Annotated in this window: 16 protein-coding genes; 7 read left to right on the plus strand and 9 right to left on the minus strand. The window is 54.2% G+C overall.

The features are described from left to right. The 4 genes from E1297_RS39875 to E1297_RS39890 form a co-directional block, all read left to right on the plus strand. Nucleotides 1–1,215: sigma-54 dependent transcriptional regulator (locus E1297_RS39875; protein WP_155148224.1), on the plus strand; the 1,215-nt coding region annotated here is incomplete at its 5' end. Nucleotides 1,216–1,340: 125 nt separating this feature from the next. Continuing rightward, nucleotides 1,341–2,351 carry a TRAP transporter substrate-binding protein DctP gene (dctP, locus tag E1297_RS39880; protein ID WP_155148140.1) on the plus strand — a complete coding sequence of 337 codons (1,011 nt, stop codon included), beginning with the start codon at nucleotides 1,341–1,343 and terminating at the stop codon, nucleotides 2,349–2,351. A gap of 68 nt (nucleotides 2,352–2,419) precedes the next feature. Then, a complete protein-coding gene (locus tag E1297_RS39885) occupies nucleotides 2,420–3,052 on the plus strand; it encodes a TRAP transporter small permease subunit (protein ID WP_155148142.1) in 633 nt (210 codons plus the stop codon). Between the two features lie 11 nt (nucleotides 3,053–3,063). Then, nucleotides 3,064–4,464: a TRAP transporter large permease gene (locus E1297_RS39890; RefSeq protein ID WP_155148143.1), complete on the plus strand. Its 1,401-nt coding sequence runs from the start codon at nucleotides 3,064–3,066 to the stop codon at nucleotides 4,462–4,464. Between the two features lie 447 nt (nucleotides 4,465–4,911). On the opposite strand, the gene E1297_RS39895 is transcribed toward E1297_RS39890, so the two are convergent. The 6 genes from E1297_RS39895 to E1297_RS39920 all read right to left on the minus strand — a co-directional run bounded on the left by E1297_RS39895 (nucleotide 4,912) and on the right by E1297_RS39920 (nucleotide 11,580). Continuing rightward, a complete protein-coding gene (locus E1297_RS39895; protein ID WP_155148145.1) occupies nucleotides 4,912–5,385 on the minus strand; it encodes a hypothetical protein in 474 nt (157 codons plus the stop codon). Nucleotides 5,386–5,768: 383 nt separating this feature from the next. Next, entirely contained in the window at nucleotides 5,769–6,521 is a 753-nt protein-coding gene (locus tag E1297_RS39900; protein WP_155148147.1) for an outer membrane protein, read from the minus strand. Nucleotides 6,522–6,591: 70 nt separating this feature from the next. Further along, complete coding sequence (locus tag E1297_RS39905) at nucleotides 6,592–7,836, minus strand: DUF3179 domain-containing (seleno)protein (RefSeq protein ID WP_155148149.1); 1,245 nt, start codon at nucleotides 7,834–7,836, stop codon at nucleotides 6,592–6,594. A gap of 55 nt (nucleotides 7,837–7,891) precedes the next feature. Beyond that, nucleotides 7,892–9,559 (minus strand): sulfatase-like hydrolase/transferase, encoded by a 1,668-nt coding sequence (locus tag E1297_RS39910; protein WP_155148151.1) that lies wholly within the window; start codon nucleotides 9,557–9,559, stop codon nucleotides 7,892–7,894. Between the two features lie 103 nt (nucleotides 9,560–9,662). Then, complete coding sequence (locus E1297_RS39915) at nucleotides 9,663–11,300, minus strand: sulfatase-like hydrolase/transferase (RefSeq protein WP_155148153.1); 1,638 nt, start codon at nucleotides 11,298–11,300, stop codon at nucleotides 9,663–9,665. Nucleotide 11,301: 1 nt separating this feature from the next. Next, nucleotides 11,302–11,580: a hypothetical protein gene (locus tag E1297_RS39920; RefSeq protein WP_155148155.1), complete on the minus strand. Its 279-nt coding sequence runs from the start codon at nucleotides 11,578–11,580 to the stop codon at nucleotides 11,302–11,304. Between the two features lie 122 nt (nucleotides 11,581–11,702). Here E1297_RS39920 and E1297_RS39925 point away from each other — a divergent pair, with 122 nt between their 5' ends. Further along, entirely contained in the window at nucleotides 11,703–13,052 is a 1,350-nt protein-coding gene (locus E1297_RS39925) for a tetratricopeptide repeat protein (protein ID WP_155148157.1), read from the plus strand. A gap of 200 nt (nucleotides 13,053–13,252) precedes the next feature. Here E1297_RS39925 and E1297_RS39930 read toward each other — a convergent pair whose 3' ends face one another. Together E1297_RS39930 and E1297_RS39935 are read right to left on the minus strand one after the other, a co-directional pair. Then, nucleotides 13,253–14,119: an AraC family transcriptional regulator gene (locus E1297_RS39930; protein ID WP_155148158.1), complete on the minus strand. Its 867-nt coding sequence runs from the start codon at nucleotides 14,117–14,119 to the stop codon at nucleotides 13,253–13,255. Next, nucleotides 14,079–14,255, minus strand: a complete 177-nt coding sequence (locus E1297_RS39935) for a hypothetical protein (protein ID WP_155148160.1) — start codon at nucleotides 14,253–14,255, stop codon at nucleotides 14,079–14,081. Before E1297_RS39935 ends, E1297_RS39930 begins: the two co-directional genes overlap by 41 nt. Nucleotides 14,256–14,360: 105 nt before the next feature. On the opposite strand from E1297_RS39935, the gene E1297_RS39940 reads away from it, so the two are divergent. Together E1297_RS39940 and E1297_RS39945 are read left to right on the plus strand one after the other, a co-directional pair. Beyond that, entirely contained in the window at nucleotides 14,361–15,848 is a 1,488-nt protein-coding gene (locus E1297_RS39940; RefSeq protein WP_155148162.1) for a DUF1214 domain-containing protein, read from the plus strand. A gap of 22 nt (nucleotides 15,849–15,870) precedes the next feature. Continuing rightward, complete coding sequence (locus tag E1297_RS39945; RefSeq protein ID WP_155148164.1) at nucleotides 15,871–17,373, plus strand: DUF1254 domain-containing protein; 1,503 nt, start codon at nucleotides 15,871–15,873, stop codon at nucleotides 17,371–17,373. A 923-nt stretch (nucleotides 17,374–18,296) separates the two neighbouring features. Here E1297_RS39945 and E1297_RS39950 read toward each other — a convergent pair. Beyond that, complete coding sequence (locus tag E1297_RS39950) at nucleotides 18,297–18,722, minus strand: GFA family protein (protein WP_196223522.1); 426 nt, start codon at nucleotides 18,720–18,722, stop codon at nucleotides 18,297–18,299. Between the last annotated feature and the right edge of the window lie 212 nt (nucleotides 18,723–18,934).

The raw sequence follows: 18,934 nt of genomic DNA on the forward strand, positions 1-18,934 counted from the left end.
ACGGAACATCTGGCCAACGCCTCGCCCGATGTCATTTTGTCTGATGTGCGTATGCCCGGCATGTCGGGGCTCGAATTGCTGGCCAGCCTGGACAGGCATGTGGCGCCTCCGGTGGTATTGATATCGGCACATGGTGACATCCCGATGGCGGTTCAAGCTATACAGGATGGGGCGTATGGGTTCATCGAAAAGCCATATGAGCCACGGCGATTGCTTACGGTGCTGAGGCACGCGGCTGAACAAAACCGAATGCGGAAAAGCAATGCTCGCCTCAAAGACCGGCTGTTCAAACTGTCAGGGCTGGATCGCATCCTGCTCGGGCAAACAGACGCCATTACAGACTTGCGACAAGAAGTACTTGACCTTGCCGATACTTCGGTTGCGGTTTTGTTGCAGGGGGATACCGGCACCGGGAAAGAGCTGGTTGCCCATGCTTTACATGATTTGGGCCGTTCGCCGGAAGCACCGTTTCTTGCGCTGAACTGCGCCGCGTTGTCGGCCGATACATTTGAAGCGGAAATGTTCGGCGTCGCAGGTGAATCCGACGGAAGGCTTGTAGCGGCATCGGGCGGGACCTTGTTTCTGGATGAAATCTGCTCATGCCCGCCTGCAGCGCAGGCCAAGCTGCTAAGGGTAATCGAAGATCAGCAGGTGCTGCCGGTGGGGGCTGTGTCGCCCGTGCCGGTAAGCTTCAGGGTCGTGTCAGCAACCAACGAAGATGTTGTACTGGCAGCCGAGGAAGGTCGCCTGCGTCAGGACCTTTTGTTTCGATTGAATACCGTTGTCCTGTCTCTGCCTCCTTTGCGTCAAAGACGGGATGATCTTGTTCTGTTGGCAACGCATTTCTTGAACGAATACGCGCAGGTTTATGAGATAGACGCGCCAGAACTTGATCAGGACGATTTGGCCGCTCTGCTTGCACATGGCTGGCCCGGGAATGTACGTGAATTGCGCCATGTCTGCGAACGGCGTATTTTGGCGGCCCGACGCGGAGGAGGGTCGGTGGCGCAGGCTATCCAAAGCGATCAGCACTTCGACGAAGTGCCGGATACGCTGCGCGAAGCGGTTGCCGCTTTTGAACGTGAACTCATCGGCAAAGCTATCAAGGCGCACAAAGGCCGCATGGAAGCAGCCGCCGAAGCGCTTGGGATTGGCCGCCGGACGCTCAACGAAAAGATCGTCAAACTCGGTCTCGATAAAGAGGCGCTCTTGTAAGCGAAACCACTCTGCGGATATCCGCAGGGACTCCGACTGTTCACACGCATTTTCCTTCATAGGCAGGCTGCTGCACATCCTGGATACTCCACCCAAGCGAATTGCGTGATCTGGGAGGAGCCATTATGCGCAAACATCTTAACCGGGCGGCCATTGCTGCCCTGTCACTGACCGTTGCATCCGAAGCACTGGCCGTCGAATGGAACGTTTCCCTGTGGGGCAAGCGTCGTGCCTTTACCGAACACGTCGAGAAACTTGCCGAACTGGTGAGCGAAAAGACGGGCGGTGAGTTCACACTCAACATCAGCTATGGCGGCCTGTCGAAGAACAAAGAAAACCTCGATGGGATTTCGATCGGTGCGTTTGAAATGGCCCAGTTCTGCGCTGGCTATCATCGCGACAAAAACCCCTCGATCACGGTTCTGGAACTGCCGTTTCTGGGTGTGACTTCGCTGGACCAAGAGGTCGACCTGTCGATGGCTGTCTACCAACACCCGGCCGTTGTCGAGGATCTGGCCCGCTGGGATGCTACGCTCCTGATGCCGTCGCCGCTGCCGCAGTACAACCTTGTTGGCGTCGGTGAAGCACCTAAATCACTAACCGATTTCGAAGGTCTGAGCGTTCGGGCGACTGGCGGCATCGGTAAAGCGATGGAGACTGTTGGGGCAGTTCCGACCTCGATGTCTGCATCCGAAGTGCGTCAGGCAATGGATAGCGGCATCGTCAAAGCGGTCAGCTTTGCGCCACACGCGCATATGTCCTTTGGCACCATTGAAAATGGCACGTGGTGGACGACGAACCTCAATCCCGGCACCGTCAACTGCCCTGTCGTGGTGAACACGCTGGCGCTGGAAGATCTGTCTGACGAACACCGCGAAGCTCTGCTGGGATCAGTGGAAGAGGCGTTGGATCACTACGTGAGCCACTACCAGACCAAAACGATGGAAGCGTGGGGCCCTGAGCTGGATCAACGCGGCATCGAACGGGTCACTTTCAGTGATGAAGAAATCGCAGCGTTCAAAGAAGCTGCTGCCGCCCCCGCGGCCGAGGCCTGGATTGCAGAAAACACCGAGCGCGGCCTGCCAGCACAAGAGCTTTATGACCTTGTGACCGGGAAGATCGCTAGCGGCAGCTAATCCACTCACTGCCCGGCGTCAGCTTGATTGGCGTCGGGTTCTTTCTTTCCTGACAGCGGAGTACAACGATGGCCGGGTCATCCCAGGTGCTGTCCGACGACAGCCGTCTCAGCATTCTCGATCAACATCTCTACAAACTGGAAAGCTTTCTGGCTCTGATCAGCGGTCTTGCAGTTTTCTCGCTGATGGTCATGGCCGTAGTCTCCGTTGGTGGTCGGAATTTCGCCAATGCGCCACTTCCCGGTTACGTGGACTGGATCGAGCAGGCCATGCCGTTAATCGCCTTCATGGGGATTTCCTATGCGCAGCGTGATGGCGGTCATATCCGAATGGACATGGTTGTTGGAGCGCTTAGAGGCCGGACGCTCTATATCGTTGAGTTCGTCACAACTGCTGTCATTCTGGCGCTGATCGTCTTGCTGATCTGGGGGAGCTGGGCGCATTTCGCACGCAGCTTTGACTTTGGTGCGCCACTCTGGAGCCGCGACAGCTCGATCGACATAGGCATCCCGTTGTGGCCCGCAAAGCTGTTGGCCCCCGTCGCCTTTAGCGTGCTTTGCCTAAGGCTTGTTCTGCAGCTCTGGGCCTATGGTCGCGCGATCCGACACCCCGATCAGGCACCTATTGCCGTCCCACTAATAGCCGATGCAGCCACTCAAGCTGCAATGGAAGCCGAGCACGTCTCGGGCCACGACAACTGAGGTTAAGTCTGATGGAACCCATTGATATTGGTCTGATCGTCTCGGGGGGTATGCTTGTTCTTGTGGTGTTGGGGATGCGCGTGGCGTTTGCCGCCGCGACAGCAGGCATGGTTGGTCTGATCTGGATCTTCTGGGCCAAGTTTGGTTATGACCCAGCGCGGTTCGGCAAGGCTGTGACTGTGGCCGTCAAAACAGCGGGGCAGGTGCCGCACTCCAAGATTTCAAGCCAAGCGTTGAGCCTTATCCCGACCTTCATCCTGATTGGTTACCTCGCCTATTACGCGGGCCTGACCAAGGCGCTGTTCGAAGCCGCGAAGCGTTGGCTCGCATGGGTTCCCGGCGGGCTGGCGGTTTCCACCGTTTTTGCAACCGCAGGGTTTGCGGCGGTATCCGGGGCCTCGGTCGCCACTTCCGCTGTGTTCGCCCGTATCGCCATCCCCGAGATGCTGAAGATCGGCTACGACAAGCGTTTCGCTGCAGGTGTCGTCGCTGCAGGCGGTACGCTCGCCTCGCTCATCCCACCTTCGGCCATTCTGGTCATCTACGCGATTATTGTCGAGCAGGACGTAGGCAAACTGCTGTTGGCCGGGTTCATACCAGGCATGTTCTCGGCGGTAATTTATGGCTTGCTGATCATTGGCATGGCCGTCGTGATCAAAGGATTTGGTCCCGCCGTCACCGGCTTTACATGGAAAGAACGTTTCCTCTCGTTGCCGCCCGCATTGCCCATCGTGATTGTCGTCGTCACTATCATCTTCTTTGTCTACAATCCATTCGGCGGCGATGCCTGGGGTACGCCAACCGAAGGCGGCGCAATTGGAGCATTTGTAGTGTTCCTGATGGCGCTGTATCAGGGTATGCGCTGGTCCGAACTCAAAGACGCGCTTTTGGAAACCGCCAAACTGAGCGTCATGATTTTTACGATCATCTGGGGCGTTTTGGTTTACGTTCGTTTTCTTGGTTTCGCCGAGCTCCCAAGTGCATTCTCCGACTGGATCACCTCGCTTGAGATGTCTCCGATGCTAATCCTGATCTGTATTCTTTTGGCTTACGCTGTACTGGGCATGTTCATGGATGCGATAGGTATGCTGCTGCTGACGTTGCCGGTGGTTTATCCCGCCGTCATGGCGTTGAACGGTGGTGAAGCCGTAAGTGCAGCTGATAGTACCTTCGGTATGTCCGGGCCTATGTGTGCCATCTGGTTTGGCATTCTGGTTGTCAAAATGGCCGAGTTTTGCCTCATCACGCCACCTATTGGGCTGAATTGCTTTGTCGTGGCCGGCGTTCGTGATGACCTAAGCGTTCAGGATGTTTTTAAAGGTGTAACACCTTTCTTTCTGGCGGATGCTGCAACCATCGCGATGCTCGTTGCTTTCCCTGCTATCGTTCTGTGGCTTCCCGGACAGGTTTGAATCGCATAGGATGATTTGGAAGTGCGGTTTGCTGGTGCAACTGAAGCCTGCATCAATCCGCTATGCTGTAGAATACAAGAGACTTGTTCAAGGCCGGTTTGGGCCGTCCGCGATCGGGCGCCGACACTATCCTGAGCAGATGCTGCACTGCCCCCATGTCCACAACGAGCCCTTTCTTCTTGATGCCGCATTACGCGCGAACGGTTACCGGTCTTAAGGTTGCATAGATTGCCATGGCAATTCGGACCTTCACTGCCAAACGCGTGAAGGTCCGCTTTGGGCCCAAAGCAGACACTCGATCGTGTGCTCGCATGCTGCGGTGCGAACCGTAATTCCGGACATTCGCTGCGATGGCAAAACTAGCTGAAGGGCGAAGTCACAGATCGCTGGACGAAGCAGTCATTCGAGAAACAGCTAACCAAGCAGCTGACTGCTTCGATCTAATACCTACCAGTCGTTTGCCATGTCGATTTTTGCCTTGATCAGGTCCTTTAGCTCAGCAATTGCATCTGCGACCACGCCACCTGGACCCAACGCTGTCTTGATAGAGCCAACAATCGAATTGACTAAGTCAAGGATATACTTAATCACTTTCTTAACGCCTTGTCTAAATTGTCCGCTAAAGGCTTCAAGCACTCCCAGTTTCCCGGATAGGCTTGGGCCCGCAAGTCCGACTTCACCGATGTCCGAGTCATAAATCGCTTCTGAAGTGCGCTCAAAAACTTGTCGTTCTTCGCAGTCTGTCAAAACCATTTCAATTAGCGGCAGTTCTTCGCCAAGGTCTGTCTTGAAGTCTATACCTTCAACGGAATCGCGAATGATGTCCTGAAGCAGACTCTTAAGCTGATCCAAAAATTCCCTGATCAACGATATTGGATCATTTAGCGAGCGATCATCTCGATCTGCAAAAGAAAACGGCATAACAATTTTCCTCTTTTTTGATAACAGGCAGAATACCGTACGCGAAGGACTTTTCTAAGAGTTTTTGCGAGGACGGAGGTGAACCAATCAGCCAAAGTAAGACGGCCCATTTCTGCCGTTCACTGAGGTGTTGCAATGCTGCGCTCGCATCTCGCTTTCCGGACATTCGCCGCCGATGCAAAATCCACAGGTGATCGAATTCCAGAGTGGCAATAAATTCCACCCCGCTATCAATGCCTGCGTGCAAGGTAGCCTCAAGGCATGACAACAACGTTTGGAACACAAGCGGATGTCTTGCACTAAACGCTTTTTGCGATCAGCTTGCGCCAATCAAACGACGATCCTAATTCAACAAATTGTCTCGCGTTTGCTTAAATAGACGTCTAGAACCGATACGTCGCACCTAACACCGGCCCCGACTGATCGAATGTGAAATCGTTGCCGTCGATCTCATGATCGAATGAGATATAGCGGTAACCACCGCGGATCAGCCATCTGTCATTAATTGCATAGTCAGCTGTTAGCAGAACCTGCCAGGTTTCGCTGCCGCTGCGGAAGCCGCCGTAGTCGACAAATCCAGAGCCTGTCCATTTGTCCGAGAGCTGAACGCGTGCTCTGGCGCCAATGACAGGGTCGGTCCTGCTATTGTCCGCCGTTGTCGTGCGCCCCGGTGCCGTGCTAGGTTCAAGAGTGAACGTCGTATCGGTGTCGAACCACCGGAACCCTCCTACGACATCCACATCGACAGTTGGCGCTTCGTACACTCGGTAGCCCAGGTATCCACTTAGGTATTGCGTGGTAAACGATGTCTCCAGGCCCGAAGTTGCGGGGCCAGGGGTGCTGTTGCTGAACGACAAATCTGTGTAGTTGTAATCTAAAAGTATCAGCCATCGTCCGTTGGTAGCCGAGAACGCGCCCATAAAGGCCAGATCGAGGTTTTGCAGAGCGTCGGGAAAGCTGAGCGTGCCGTCCACGGTACCCGCTGGTGTGCTCAGGGATGTATTCGTTTCAGGCATGAACAGGTAGATTGTGGCCTCGTAAGACCAATCGGATTTTTGTGCCGAAACCGACGTGGCCAAAGATGCAAATAGACCTGCAGCCGTTGCGCAGTTTTTACCCCAAAAAGACGAAGTCATTCTGTCCCTCCCGTCAAATGTACAGATTTGAAAGAATGGCGATTGGCTTGTTCACGTTTCCCCGCGCTCTTCATTCCGCAGCTCCTTCGATGACCATTGAACTGATGCCGACACGATTGATATCTGTGTTCGGAAAAAACTCGGACCAGACGTGCCAGAACACGCCTGCACGAAGGGTTTCGACACGCGTTAGCTGACCCAGATCGGAATGACCCCAGAAGTCGCATTGGGTTACAGGTTGACTAAAATCGTTGTACCAGACGCCCAGGCTTTCATACTTCGGATCCAGGCTGACCACGACATTCCGTCCTCCGACGTTGGTATTTACGATCCAATTGTTCTCGACGATGAAATCGTCGGTCCAGCACGCCGCATCTTTACCGATCGTTATTCCCCAAACGTAGGTTTTGTTGGGCAAACGGTGGTCAGAGCGATCTATGTTGTCCATCACTGGCGCGTCTTCCTGATGTTGGCGCCCGATACCCCAACCAAAGGTTATCTCGGTCATCATGTCCAACAGGCGCAGCAAGGGGTTCGAGGATGGTTTGTTCAGAAACACCTCACCTTCAGGATAGGCCTTCTGAAACCCGCGGAACGTCATGCGAAAGGTGGGCCAGGGCTTCATTTGCGCTTCGGGCCTGATCGGGCAGGCAGGACCGTCAGGGTTCGGGTCGCGATCCGCCTCGCGGAACCCATAGATGTGCTGGATCGGCTCGCCTGTGTCGTTGTCGCGCAGGATCAGATTATTACCGTGCTGCGCCAAAACTTCGAGGTTCAGCCGCCGCCCTTCTATTCGCGGAGAGTATCCCTGACCCAGATTTGCCATCGCACAATAGGTCATGACCACGTCTTCGCCACCCAAGCCATCTACATCCCCGGCCAGATGAGGGCGCATGATCTGCGCATCTGGGTGCGCGCGGGCATGACCGTTGTGTTCAATGACGATGACCGGCGCCGTTGGTCCGACATACTTCCGGGCTTCCTCGATCGGGAAATACTGAGCATCATTGAGCTGGTTCCGTAGACCCAAATGCACCCACACGTAGGGAAACCCATAGAGAAGAAGGGTAAGCACAGCCGCGACGAGCCATAGCCAGAACGGGCCGCCGCCCAAAAGGAAATGCGCAAGAGTTGCTACTGCAAACCCGCCCAGGCCGACGCCAATCAGGCGATATTCATGGCGGATAAAGCGCAACATATTCTTGCGCTTAACCTTCAGCAGCATTTGTGAGACATCGCCCAGATCGCGGAAGTAAACAAACCCGATGCCTAGTGAAACGATCAATCCAAGTGCGAAAACTAAATTGCCAACCATGTTGTGATCCTCAAGTTCGGTACCCTGCTGTGCGTGCCGCCGCTAAGCGCGTTGGTTATTGCTGTGGTGAGCCCTGTTTGATCATGAAAGCCTCTACAGCGCGCTGGGTTTCGGGACGGATGTTTTCGATCCCTTCATATGGAATGCCATAAGCGGGCGGCGTGTCAGGGTATTTGTCTTTACGGGCCATGTGACGGCCCAGAATGCGCACGAATTCCTGACCGCCCCATGCACCGACTTCGGTAGACACCGAGTATTCCTCGCGCGTGTCTCGGTAGAGGTCGAAGAACTTGGCGACGATCGCATTCTCGCCCGGTCCCGGCAGTTTGAGTTTCAGCTGATCTTTTACAATCGCCTCAGGCTTTGTGACCGAGTAAATGATGACGTGATCGCGGCGGGCCTTTGACTCGTCCGCAAATAGCAAGGCAGCGGTTTGATCGACCCCGTCGACCACGCGATCTCTTGGGATGAACGCGTCTGCGCCTGCGAACCGAGACAGGGTCGTATAAAGATCGGAGACGTGAACAATGCTGTTCAACAAACCGTCCGCCTCAATCATACCGGGCCAGCGGATAAAGGCGTCGACGCGCACACCGCCTTCGGTCGTGTCACCCTTGCCGCCGGCAAAGATCATCGGAGTAAATCCTGACTGCGGTGCGTATTTGGTGAAATGGCCATTGTCGCCCATGACGACGACGATGGTGTTTTCGCTCAGACCAAGTTCGTCCAGCCGTTCAAAAAGATCTCCCAGCCATTGATCCAAAAGCTGCATCTTGTCGACATAGAGGCCGCCGTTCGCGCTTTTGGGCCCGTCCCGACCGGCGCGGGTATTGTCCAGCGGTATCATGGGCCAGTATTGTAGAAAGAACGGAGCGTCTCCAACCGCGAGGCGCTCCAGCTCACTTAGCGTTTTGTCCTGAAAGGCCTGGTTCATTTCATCGTATTTGGCGGCGTTCCAGCGTTCGCCGGTTTCCATGCGGATTTCGCGGATCGGGCCTCCGGTCTCACCTTCGATTACGGTCATCATCGCCGAGGCATCCGGTCGGAACCAGCCGTCCAATGTGTATTTGTCGTCATAGTCTCGGATCGCAACCGAGACCTGTTCCTTGATCGCATCATCGTTGAAGATGGTCAGTTGACCCTGCTGGTGAATGGCGTGCTGTGCGTAGTCGAAACCCTGATTCATGGCCCAGCTTTCCGCGATGTCGCCCATATGCCACTTGCCGATATGGCTGGTTGCGTAACCGGCCTGTTTCAGGACCTCGGCCAGCGTCACTTCACCGCCAGGCAAACCAAAACCGGCGATATCGACGGCCGTGTCACCCATTCCCATTCGCACGGGCAAGCGGCCGGTCATTTGTGCCACGCGCGTTGGGGTGCAGGACGGCTCGGTATACATCCGGACCATGCGCAGCGCCTCGTCCGAAAAGTCGTTGATATTCGGAGTGTCGTATCCACGGACCGCATTAAGCTCTGGAATACCCATGTCACCAAAGCCCATATCATCGATCAGCACGCTGACTATGTTTGGGGACTGTCCGTTGTTGCGGTCACGAAAAGCGGCCAGAGCATCATCAACGAACCTATCATCCTGCGCCCATTGCTCTGCGCGTTGGGCTTGCAAAATGTAGAACTCAGCGTCGTGTTGAATCGGGCCTTGCTGTGCCTGCAAAGGTGCGGCCGCAACACATGCACACAGAACCAGAAGCCATTGTAGTTTCATTCCGTCTCCCCCAGAATTCGAAGCCGAGCTTCGCTGTTTGAATTTTGACGCGCTAACACTTGATGACATTTTAATATTCGTATGATTGCGCGAGTTTACAGTTTTACTGCCAACTCATGAATACCTCGCGGGTCTGTTCGGTTTCCGGTCGCAGGTTTTCGATGCCCTCATAAGGGGTACCTTTGCCAATCTCGGAATGCGGGTATTTGGCGATCATCTTCTGGTGGCGCTTGATCATGTCCTGAAAGGATGCGCCTGCCCAAAGCGAGTAGCCAACCAAAGGGTGTTCCTCGCGCGGGTCACGGTAGATGTTATAGGTCGGCGCAGCAGCACCGGGCTGGCCGGGCGCAGGTAGATGCATCTTGAACTCTTGTTTGACGATCGAGCGCAAGACAGGCCCTTCGTAAACATAGACATAATCACGCCGGCCATTCCCCTCTCCGTTCAACAGCAAGGCCGTCTGGTCAATGCCATCAATGACACGGTCCCGCGGGATAAATTCGGTGGCTCCGGCAATTCGCGCCATCGTGGTGAAGATATCGGACACATGAAATATATCTCCGGCAGCGCTGTTGGCCTCGATCACGCCGGGCCAGCGAATGAACGCATCGGTTCGAACACCGCCTTCAAGGTGCTGGGTTTTGCCGCCGCGATAGATCAACTGGTTCAGGCCGGATGTGCCCTCGTAGTGATACATCAGACCATTATCCGCCATCAGAACAACAATCGTGTTGTCTCCCTGACCGGTTTCTTCAAGTTTGGCCAAGAGATCCCCGATCCAACCGTCCAGCAATTGCAGCTTGTCGGCGTGAAACCCGCCGTTCCGTGAGATTGCCTGATCCGGGTAGACGAAGTTCAACGGATAAAGCGGCCAGTATTGCAAGAAGAACGGCTTGTCTTCCGCAGCCAGGCGTTCGAGCTGCTCGAGGATCTGCCGTTGATATCGCTCGTTCATCTCTTCGTATTTGGCCTGTGTCCACACCTCTCCGGCTGACATGTCCACCTCTTGGGCGGGTCCACCGGCTTCGGCCTCGACACCTGTTACCAGACCATATGGCTTGAAATGTTCATCCAGCAGAAACTGATTGTTCTGACCTTCGGACACGTAGCCGAGCATAGTGTTGGACCGCATGGCTTCCGGGGTCATGAGGCTCAGCTGTACTTGCTGGTGGAGCGGAAACGCCGCCCAATCGAACCCCTGATTGTGAGGGTAAGACTGTTCAATGTCGCCCTGATGCCATTTGCCTACATGAGCTGTGTTGTAGCCGACCTGTTTCAGAATTTCCGGCAGCGTCACTTCACTGGCTGGAAGTCCTTCACCGACCAAGGCCACTTTGACTTCTTCCACACCGGCGCGGATTGGGTGGCGACCTGTAAGCATGGCGGTGCGGGTGGGAGTGCACGAGGGTTCAGTATACATGCGCATCAGCGACATGCCCTCAGTGGCCAATTGATTGATACTGGGCGTCTCGATCCCCATGACGTAATTCATCTTGCGGTCACCCATCTGACCAAAGCTCACGTCATCAATCAGAATGTAGAGAAAGTTGGGAGGTTTGCCGCCGTTAGTGGCGCGGATCTCGGCAAGCCGGGCGTCGACTTCAACATCCTGCGCATCCCATACCTCACCAAACTGCGCGCGGAGGAAATCGAACTCACCATCATGAACAATGGGGTTTTCCTGTGCAAGCATCGGGCTGGCGCCCATCAACAGCGCCGACAAGATGTATCCAAGTCTCATGTCAATCCTCCAAGTCTTTAACCGAAACCAGTTGCGCGTCCGGACCCTGGGCCTGAAGCCGCACTTCAATACTGCTGCGCAGATCCGAAAGGCTTTCCGCCAGATCGGCAATGTAGCGCATCCGTGGAACTGACCGCGACTTTGCCGGAGCCGCTAGTTCGGCGAAGACTTGCTTGTAGTCACGGCAAATTCGATCGAACTCTTGGTCTTTTGCACGCAGGTGCTGCAGCAGGCGACCCGCGTTGGGAAATTGGTTTTCAAAGAACTCATCTTCCGTCATTGGCAGCGCCCTTGAGGCATTCGTTTGCCAAGCATGCATCCAACAGAATATGTATTGAACGTTTAAGGCCGCATGCTACCGTAGCAATGTGGCGCCAAACCCTTATTGCGAAAGGATAGTATTTGACCGTCAGCGTGGACGCTCAGGACCAGATTGACGCTCAACCATTCTCGGCCGAGCAGGTTCGCGATGCTCTGGACAGGGTTCAAAATTCGGATGAATTCAAAGGATCCGCCCGAATGCGGTCTTTCCTGTCTTATGTTGTAGTCGAAACACTCAAAGGTCGTTCCGACGCGATTCGCGCCAAAACCATTGCGATGGATGTCTATGGGTACGACGCGGATGAGCTGTTGAAACGCGAAGGTGTCGTGCGTGTAGATGCAGGACGCGTTCGGCGAAAACTCCAAGCTTATTATGAAAGCAAAGGGGTTGCTGACGAATTGGTTATTTCACTGCCTGTTGGGAGTTACGCGCCGGAATTTTTGCCAGGTGCCCAAGGAAACAGGCAAACGTTGCGCAGACGGCGACGGGCTACCGCGATCTCGATCTGGCTTGCTCTGATGTTTGCTGGCGTATTGGTCGGCGTTCTGATTGGTCGAACCTCTCAACCTGTGGCCCCCGAAGCTGGCAAAACTGCGATCTACGACGTGTCGCCAGCCCGGGTCGAGGCAATGAACTTAAGCAATGCCGGCCGCGACTTGATTTTCCCGGTTACGGATCCGGCGCGCCTTCAGCCTGCGTTGCTGATTTTTCAAACGGCGATCGAGCGAGACCCGTTGTATTACGGGGGGTATGCTGGCGCAGCTCAGGTCGAAACCTTGTTCGCCATTATACAATCGGGTAATCCCGTTTCAGTCGAATTGATGCATGCAGCCGATAAGAGCAGTGCTTACGCTTTGGAATTGGCTCCGGATGCACCATGGCCGCTTTCAGCGCGGGCCTGGTTCAATTTCGGGGCGGGCAACTACGACAGTGCGGTTCGATTATCCCAACGGGCCGTAAGCCTGGCACCAGATGATCCACACGTCGCTGAATTCGATGCCTTGATTTCCCTTTATACATCGGACTTTGACCGAGTTCTGTCAAAATCAGAACACTATGGAAAACTGGCCCGAAACGGTGGGGGGCTTGTTTTTGACAATGCATTGGGTGCGGCTCAGTTTCATACCGGAGACTATGCTGCCGCGATCCGGACGTTCGAGGAAACGATTTCCCGCGGCGGGCCATTCGGGCCAATTTCCGCCGCTTATCTTATGGCCGCCCATTGGCAAAACGGGGAACAAGACGAAGCACAACGGCTTGCAAAAGTGTTTTCAGACACATGGCCAAGCTTCCCCCTCGAAGCACTGAAGGCTCGGGTTTTCGCGGATCCACAGCCGGTTCAAGAGCTGGTAGCGGCAATGAAAGCCGCAGGTTGGTCTGGCCCTGACGCTGCGCAAACGGATGCGCCGCAACCTGTTAGCTCAGATTGACGGTAATTCTGTGTAACGGTGCTTGTTGGCGACACAACCAACTGCTGTATCGACAGCCAACGCGCCCGCGGCCCACAACCGACATCCAGCAACCAACTAGATTAACACAATCGTAACCTGTTTGGCTGCCGTTTCCCTAAAATCCACATTAGCCTGCTTCTGAGCATGAGGCAGACATGCCGTATCGAGGATATAGCCAGTCAGCGCAGAACATATGCCGAAGGGGGTAAACCTAAACTTCGACGAAAAGCGCGGCTGAAGTTCTGAGAATTCTCATACCCTAAATCCGTCGCAATCTCTTGCACGGACAGAGAGCCCTCGTTCAAAAGTTCAACAGCTCGCGCAGTTTTGGCGCGGTTCGCGAGCGTGCGGAAATTGACACCTTCGGATTGAAGCCGCCGTTGCAGGGATCGAGGGCCGATGTCCAACGAGCGAGCGGCCGCATTGAGATCTATCCCACCCAACGCGATCTGTAGTTGCAACACGCGTGATACGATCTCGGGAAAACTTGCTGGCGGCCCAATCACGCGTTCGCGTTTGATGTCTTCAAGCGTGACTCTTTTGGTCACTTGGTGCGGTGAAACAACTGACAGAGCAGACCTTTCGAACCATATCTCAAGCCGATCCTTGTTCCACAACACAGGGCAACCGAATGTGGCCTCAGCCTCTTCGTGAGGCTGCAAGCGTGGCAAGTCACAAAAGATCTGGCGAGGCCGCCATGAACTACCGAGAAAATGGTAAAAAATGCTGAGAACGGCGCCAATCGCAGAAAACGCAATATTTGGATACGCGACGTGTTTTTTTAGGCCGAACTTGTATTCGTATCCGACCAGATTGCTGTGTATTCTGAAATTGGTCTTGTCCATTGAGGAATGGTAGGGCATCACGCTTTGTGCACGGATCAAGGCAGCCCCAAGCGTCGGGGCGCCCCGAACGTATCCACCCCAAGCACCGTAATCTGCAACGGTCAACGCCGGTGCCCAGATCAGGCCTATATCGCCTTCACCCAGTTCACGAGCAACTTGGTCAATAAAAAGTTGCAAGCGCGTTTTTTGGAATATAGCCATCCCTGGCTTCAATAAATTTGTGCGGCAGCCCCGCCTTCCCGAGAGCGCGGTCCAGTGCTTTTTCCCCAATTTGCTCCAGCGTGAACTGTGGCATTGCGCCCAAAGCTTTTGCTGAAATCATCGAGGGAAGAGACATCAAGGCTTCTCCAACGCAGGGTTTGTCGTGAAATGATACGCCGAGTTGAATAATCTTGGCTAGACTTCAGCGAAAGCTATCCATCTGTTTACCAAGGAAATTGCCATGAAACCTGTTTTTTCTTCCCTTTCCGTGATCGCTGCAATGGCGATAGCCAGCCCAACCGCCTATGCGCAATCCTTCAACGATACCGGAGATATCCTGGCCCGTTCAGCGCAAGTTGAGGATATCGAATACCAAATGATGGTTCAGCGCGCGACACAAGCGGCCATCTGGGGGATGCCCGCGGCGGGTATGATCGACTTTCTCAAAGGTATTCGTCGTGATCTTGGGGGTGATTACAATGATGTCGTTTATCTAAATAAACCTTTCGATTCCAAACACGGTTTCCTCACGGCCAACGATGTAACCGCTTATGCTTGGGCTTCGATGACGTCAGAACCCGGACCGCTTGTGATCCAAGTGCCGGCCGCAACGGATAAGGTCAGCTATTTCGGATCCATCGTGAATGCCTGGGATACCCCGATTGCCGATGTCGGCCCGGACGGGTTCGACAAGGGCGAAGGTGGCAAATACCTAATGCTTCCGCCCGGATATGACGAACAGAGTTTGGAAGAGCTTTCTGCCGCCGGGTACATGCCCTTTGAAACAGACACATACGAGTACGGATTTTCATTCCGGCCCCGTCTGTACAATGGTGCGACGGATCTCGACGCCGCCGAGTATGCCCAGACAATCAAGATCTATTACCTTTCCGAGGCGGATAATCCGCCGCCCAACACCTATCACGAGGCGTCAGAGGTGCCATACGACTCGCTTCCCTACTACAATCACACCTACTTTCAGGACCTGAACGACTATGTTCAGAACAACCCGATCCGTCCACAGGACAAGATCATGGTGAACTTTCTGAAAGACCTTGGGATTGAAAAGGATAAGCCGTTTGAGCCTAATGAACGGCAAATCCAGGCCATGAACGAAGGTCTCGTTCTGGCCTATGCCGCCATGCAGCGGTACTTTGTTGAACCGGGGCTGGCAACCGTGCCGCTTTGGGTCGATGAGAATGGAGAACTGAAAAATCAGTGGCTGGTATGGGATTTTGCCGAAGGTCAGCCAGAGGCCGGATTCCCCTATGAAACCGACACCGAGGTGCTGGTGGATGACCGCGCCGGAGGCAGCTATTTCTGGATAACCTATCTGCCCAAAAACCTTGGCGGTGGGACCTTTTACCTGACCGGCCTGCGCGACAGCGCCGGGGAAATGTATGACCACAACGCGACCTACAAGCTGAACGTACCCGCCGACACGCCCGCGCGGGATTTTTGGTCGGTCATCGTCTATTCGATGGAGACCAAAAGCTTCATCCGCAACGTTGATCCGGTTGGTCTCTCGTCACGTGACGCAGACACGATGCAGGTGAACGACGATGGTTCATACGACATCTATTTTGGCCCCACTGCACCGGACGGAAAAGAAAGCAACTGGATCCCGACAACAGAACCGTACTTCCTACTCTTCCGCCTTTACGGCCCGGAAGAAGGCTGGCTGCAAAGCGGCTGGATTCTTCCGGACATGGAAAAGATTTCTGACTGATCTTCGTATTGAGGAAAAAGACATGAAAACCAATTTGCCCCTCGCTGTAGCCGCATTTTTTGCCATGACATCGGCCAGCTTTGCCCAATCACCAAAATACTCCGCTGATGTTCCCGACAGCGTCACCACGCCGGATGAGGTTGAGACCTATTCGCTAGGCACGCTCGAATTCTTCGACGGTATGCCCAGCGATGACACGGTGCAGAAACTCTATGACAATCTCGACCTGATCCGGGCGACCACGGCCTTTCTGGATGGGATTCCGGTTGCCGCAATTCAGGGCTTTGTGAACGGATTTCGCAGCACGGGGCTTGAGGTCAATCAGGTCACCATGACTGAGACGCTGATGGACGCCCGGTCCATCTGGCTGACGGCAAACACGACGACAATCTATGTGACCAGCATCGTTGATTCCTCAAATGGCCCGGTGGTTATCGAGGTTCCGCCGGGCATTCTCGCCCTGATGGACGACGCGGAATTCACCTATGTCGCAGACTTCGGCCCACTGGGTCCGGACAAAGGGAAAGGTGGTAAATACCTGTTGCTGCCACCCAAATATGACGGTGAAATTCCGGACGGTTACCACGTTCTTCGTTCAAAAACATACTACCATTGGTTTCTCGGGCGCATGTCCCCGGACGAGAACGGCGACACAACCGAGGCCGTCAAAACAGTTAAAGAATACATGAACATCTATCCGCTTTCCCAGGCTGACAACCCTCCGGACGAGGTGTTCATGAACCTCAGCGGCGTCAGGCACAACACGGTTCATGCCAACAACATCGAGTTCTTTTATGAAGTCAACGAAGCGGTACAGCGCGAACCTGAGGATGCATTCAATCCTGAACTTCTGGGTAAATTCGCAGCCGTAGGGATCAAGAAAGGTGAACCCTTTGAACCAGACGAGCGAATGACACGCATCCTGACCGAAGCAGCGGCCATTGCCAACGGTACCGCGCGTACCATCACCTATGCCGGCCGGGACCCCGAGGTTTATTTCTATGACGATCGCCAGTGGAATTCACCGTTTCAGCGTCAGAGCTATCAGTTCCTGGAAAACGGCGCACGTGTGCTGGATGACAGAACCTATTTTCACTACATGGCCACGGGCATTACGCCTGCCATGACATCACCGCCGGTTGGTAGTGGTTCGGTCTACGCGATGACGGCCCGCGATATCGACGGGAACTATCTTGATGGTTCAAAAACCTATCGCGTTGATCTGCCGGGTCCGGTTCCCGCCAAGAACTTCTGGTCGTTCATGATGTACAGCGGCCAAACACGCTCAATGCTGGAAACCGACATGAAGTCCGCCGGGATCGATTCCAAGAAGCAGGGGATCAAGGCAAATGAAGATGGTGGTTATAGCGTCTTTGTTGGCCCCGAAGCGCCAGCGGGTTGGGAAAACAACTGGGTTCAAACGATCCCGGGAAAGAGCTTTAACATGATGTTCCGCTTGTACGGACCGCTCGAGCAGTGGTTCGACAAAAGCTGGCGCCCAGGGGATTTTGTTTTGGTGGAATAACTTCAAGGCAAAGCAGTGGTAGCCGGCCCTATAAAAAACATAGCATAGTGGCCACGCTTCGGGTATTGAACGTCGGCTTTTGAAGATTGTCACAATATCCCAGCGACAGCAGCGAAGGTCTGGTTTCCGCCCTCCCGGTGGATGACTTCGCGCTTGCAGTAGATTTTTCGCGTTTGCAGCGAACGTCAGCTTGGTGGCCATCCTCAGCCTTGCTCCAAATGTTGTACCCGCAGAGATCGGTAGCTAAGTCCCGCACTACCAACTTTCAAGAACGCTGCGGCGAACGGCGGCTCGCCGGATCATTGATACGCCACTTCTATTCAGATTGTTGGTTCGGACTCTAGCAAAACCTAGAGCAACCGAGTGACGATTTGCTGTTCAAGGAGGGGCGGCGAGGCCTTCGATCGCTTCACTAAATGAAGGTAATTCATTCTAAAATTTTTGGTCAGTATACCGCGCCAATGTGATAATAGTTATTTGATACAAAAAGGTTTTTCACGTGCGGATAGGTAATGTCAGATGGAGCGCCATATGTGTGGCGTTTCATGCGACATGACCTAAACGTTTCAATAGGTCATTTTGGCTGTTGATATGAGTAAATGGCCTCGGGTTTCTTCCGGGGCCGTTTGCAAATCTAACAAGGAAAGACGAATGAGATGGCGCGGCGCTGAAAAAATTGTCAGGCTTTGAGACGAGGGGTGGGAACCGGTCATTCGCGGCAAAGGGATCAAGGTCCGCTTTTTTGTGCTAAATTACACGATTGGTTTACCTACAATCCTAGTCTACCTGCCGTCGACTAGGCTTCTATTCTTTGCATGTGCGGCGCGTTGTAGACCTCACAAACCGGACATTGGACGTGCTGATAACTAAAGGCGAGCGCGCGCAACAAAACTGACATTTGGAAAATCAGGTCGCTTCCCTATCTACTGATATCCGTCTGGGTCGTTAGGGGTGTGTAGCAATGTGCCTTCAAACGCATCGAGATCATCAGTCATTTGCAGCCAAGGCAACTGGCTTTGCTTGTTAACGTGAAAAGTCGGTTTGAAATCTTCCGGGTTTTCGAGTGACGCAGCGTAGAGGTGCATACCGCCCGGATAGTGATCGGCTTCAAATCCAATGGGTGATCCGCACGTTCCGCAAAAGTGCCTGAAAACGCCTTTGGAACTTTCATAAGTACGAGGTTTATCGCCGGTCCATTCAAAGGCCTCTATTGGAACACCGAACCACGCAACCACCGGCGCGGCACAATTCCGGCGGCAGTCATCGCAGTGGCAATAGCATGCCCATGTTTGATCACCCCGGTAGATCCAGCTTGTTTTTTTACACAGACAATACCCACGCGTCGCCATTCGATTTTCCTCCAAACCTCCGGAAATATAGGACGCAGGCGGTTTTTGAGATGGATATTTTGGGACGTTTCATCAGCGGAAAACGTCGGAATCTAAGGTCGATTTGGGCTCGACGCCGCTGTTATCTGCGATGTGCCCTGACTGGCCGAAAGAGCCCAAAGTCGCCTTTGATCATGCTTCGGTCTTTCGCGATTGCAGCAAGTCGCGAACCG

Source organism: Roseibium sp. RKSG952 (genome assembly GCF_009711355.1).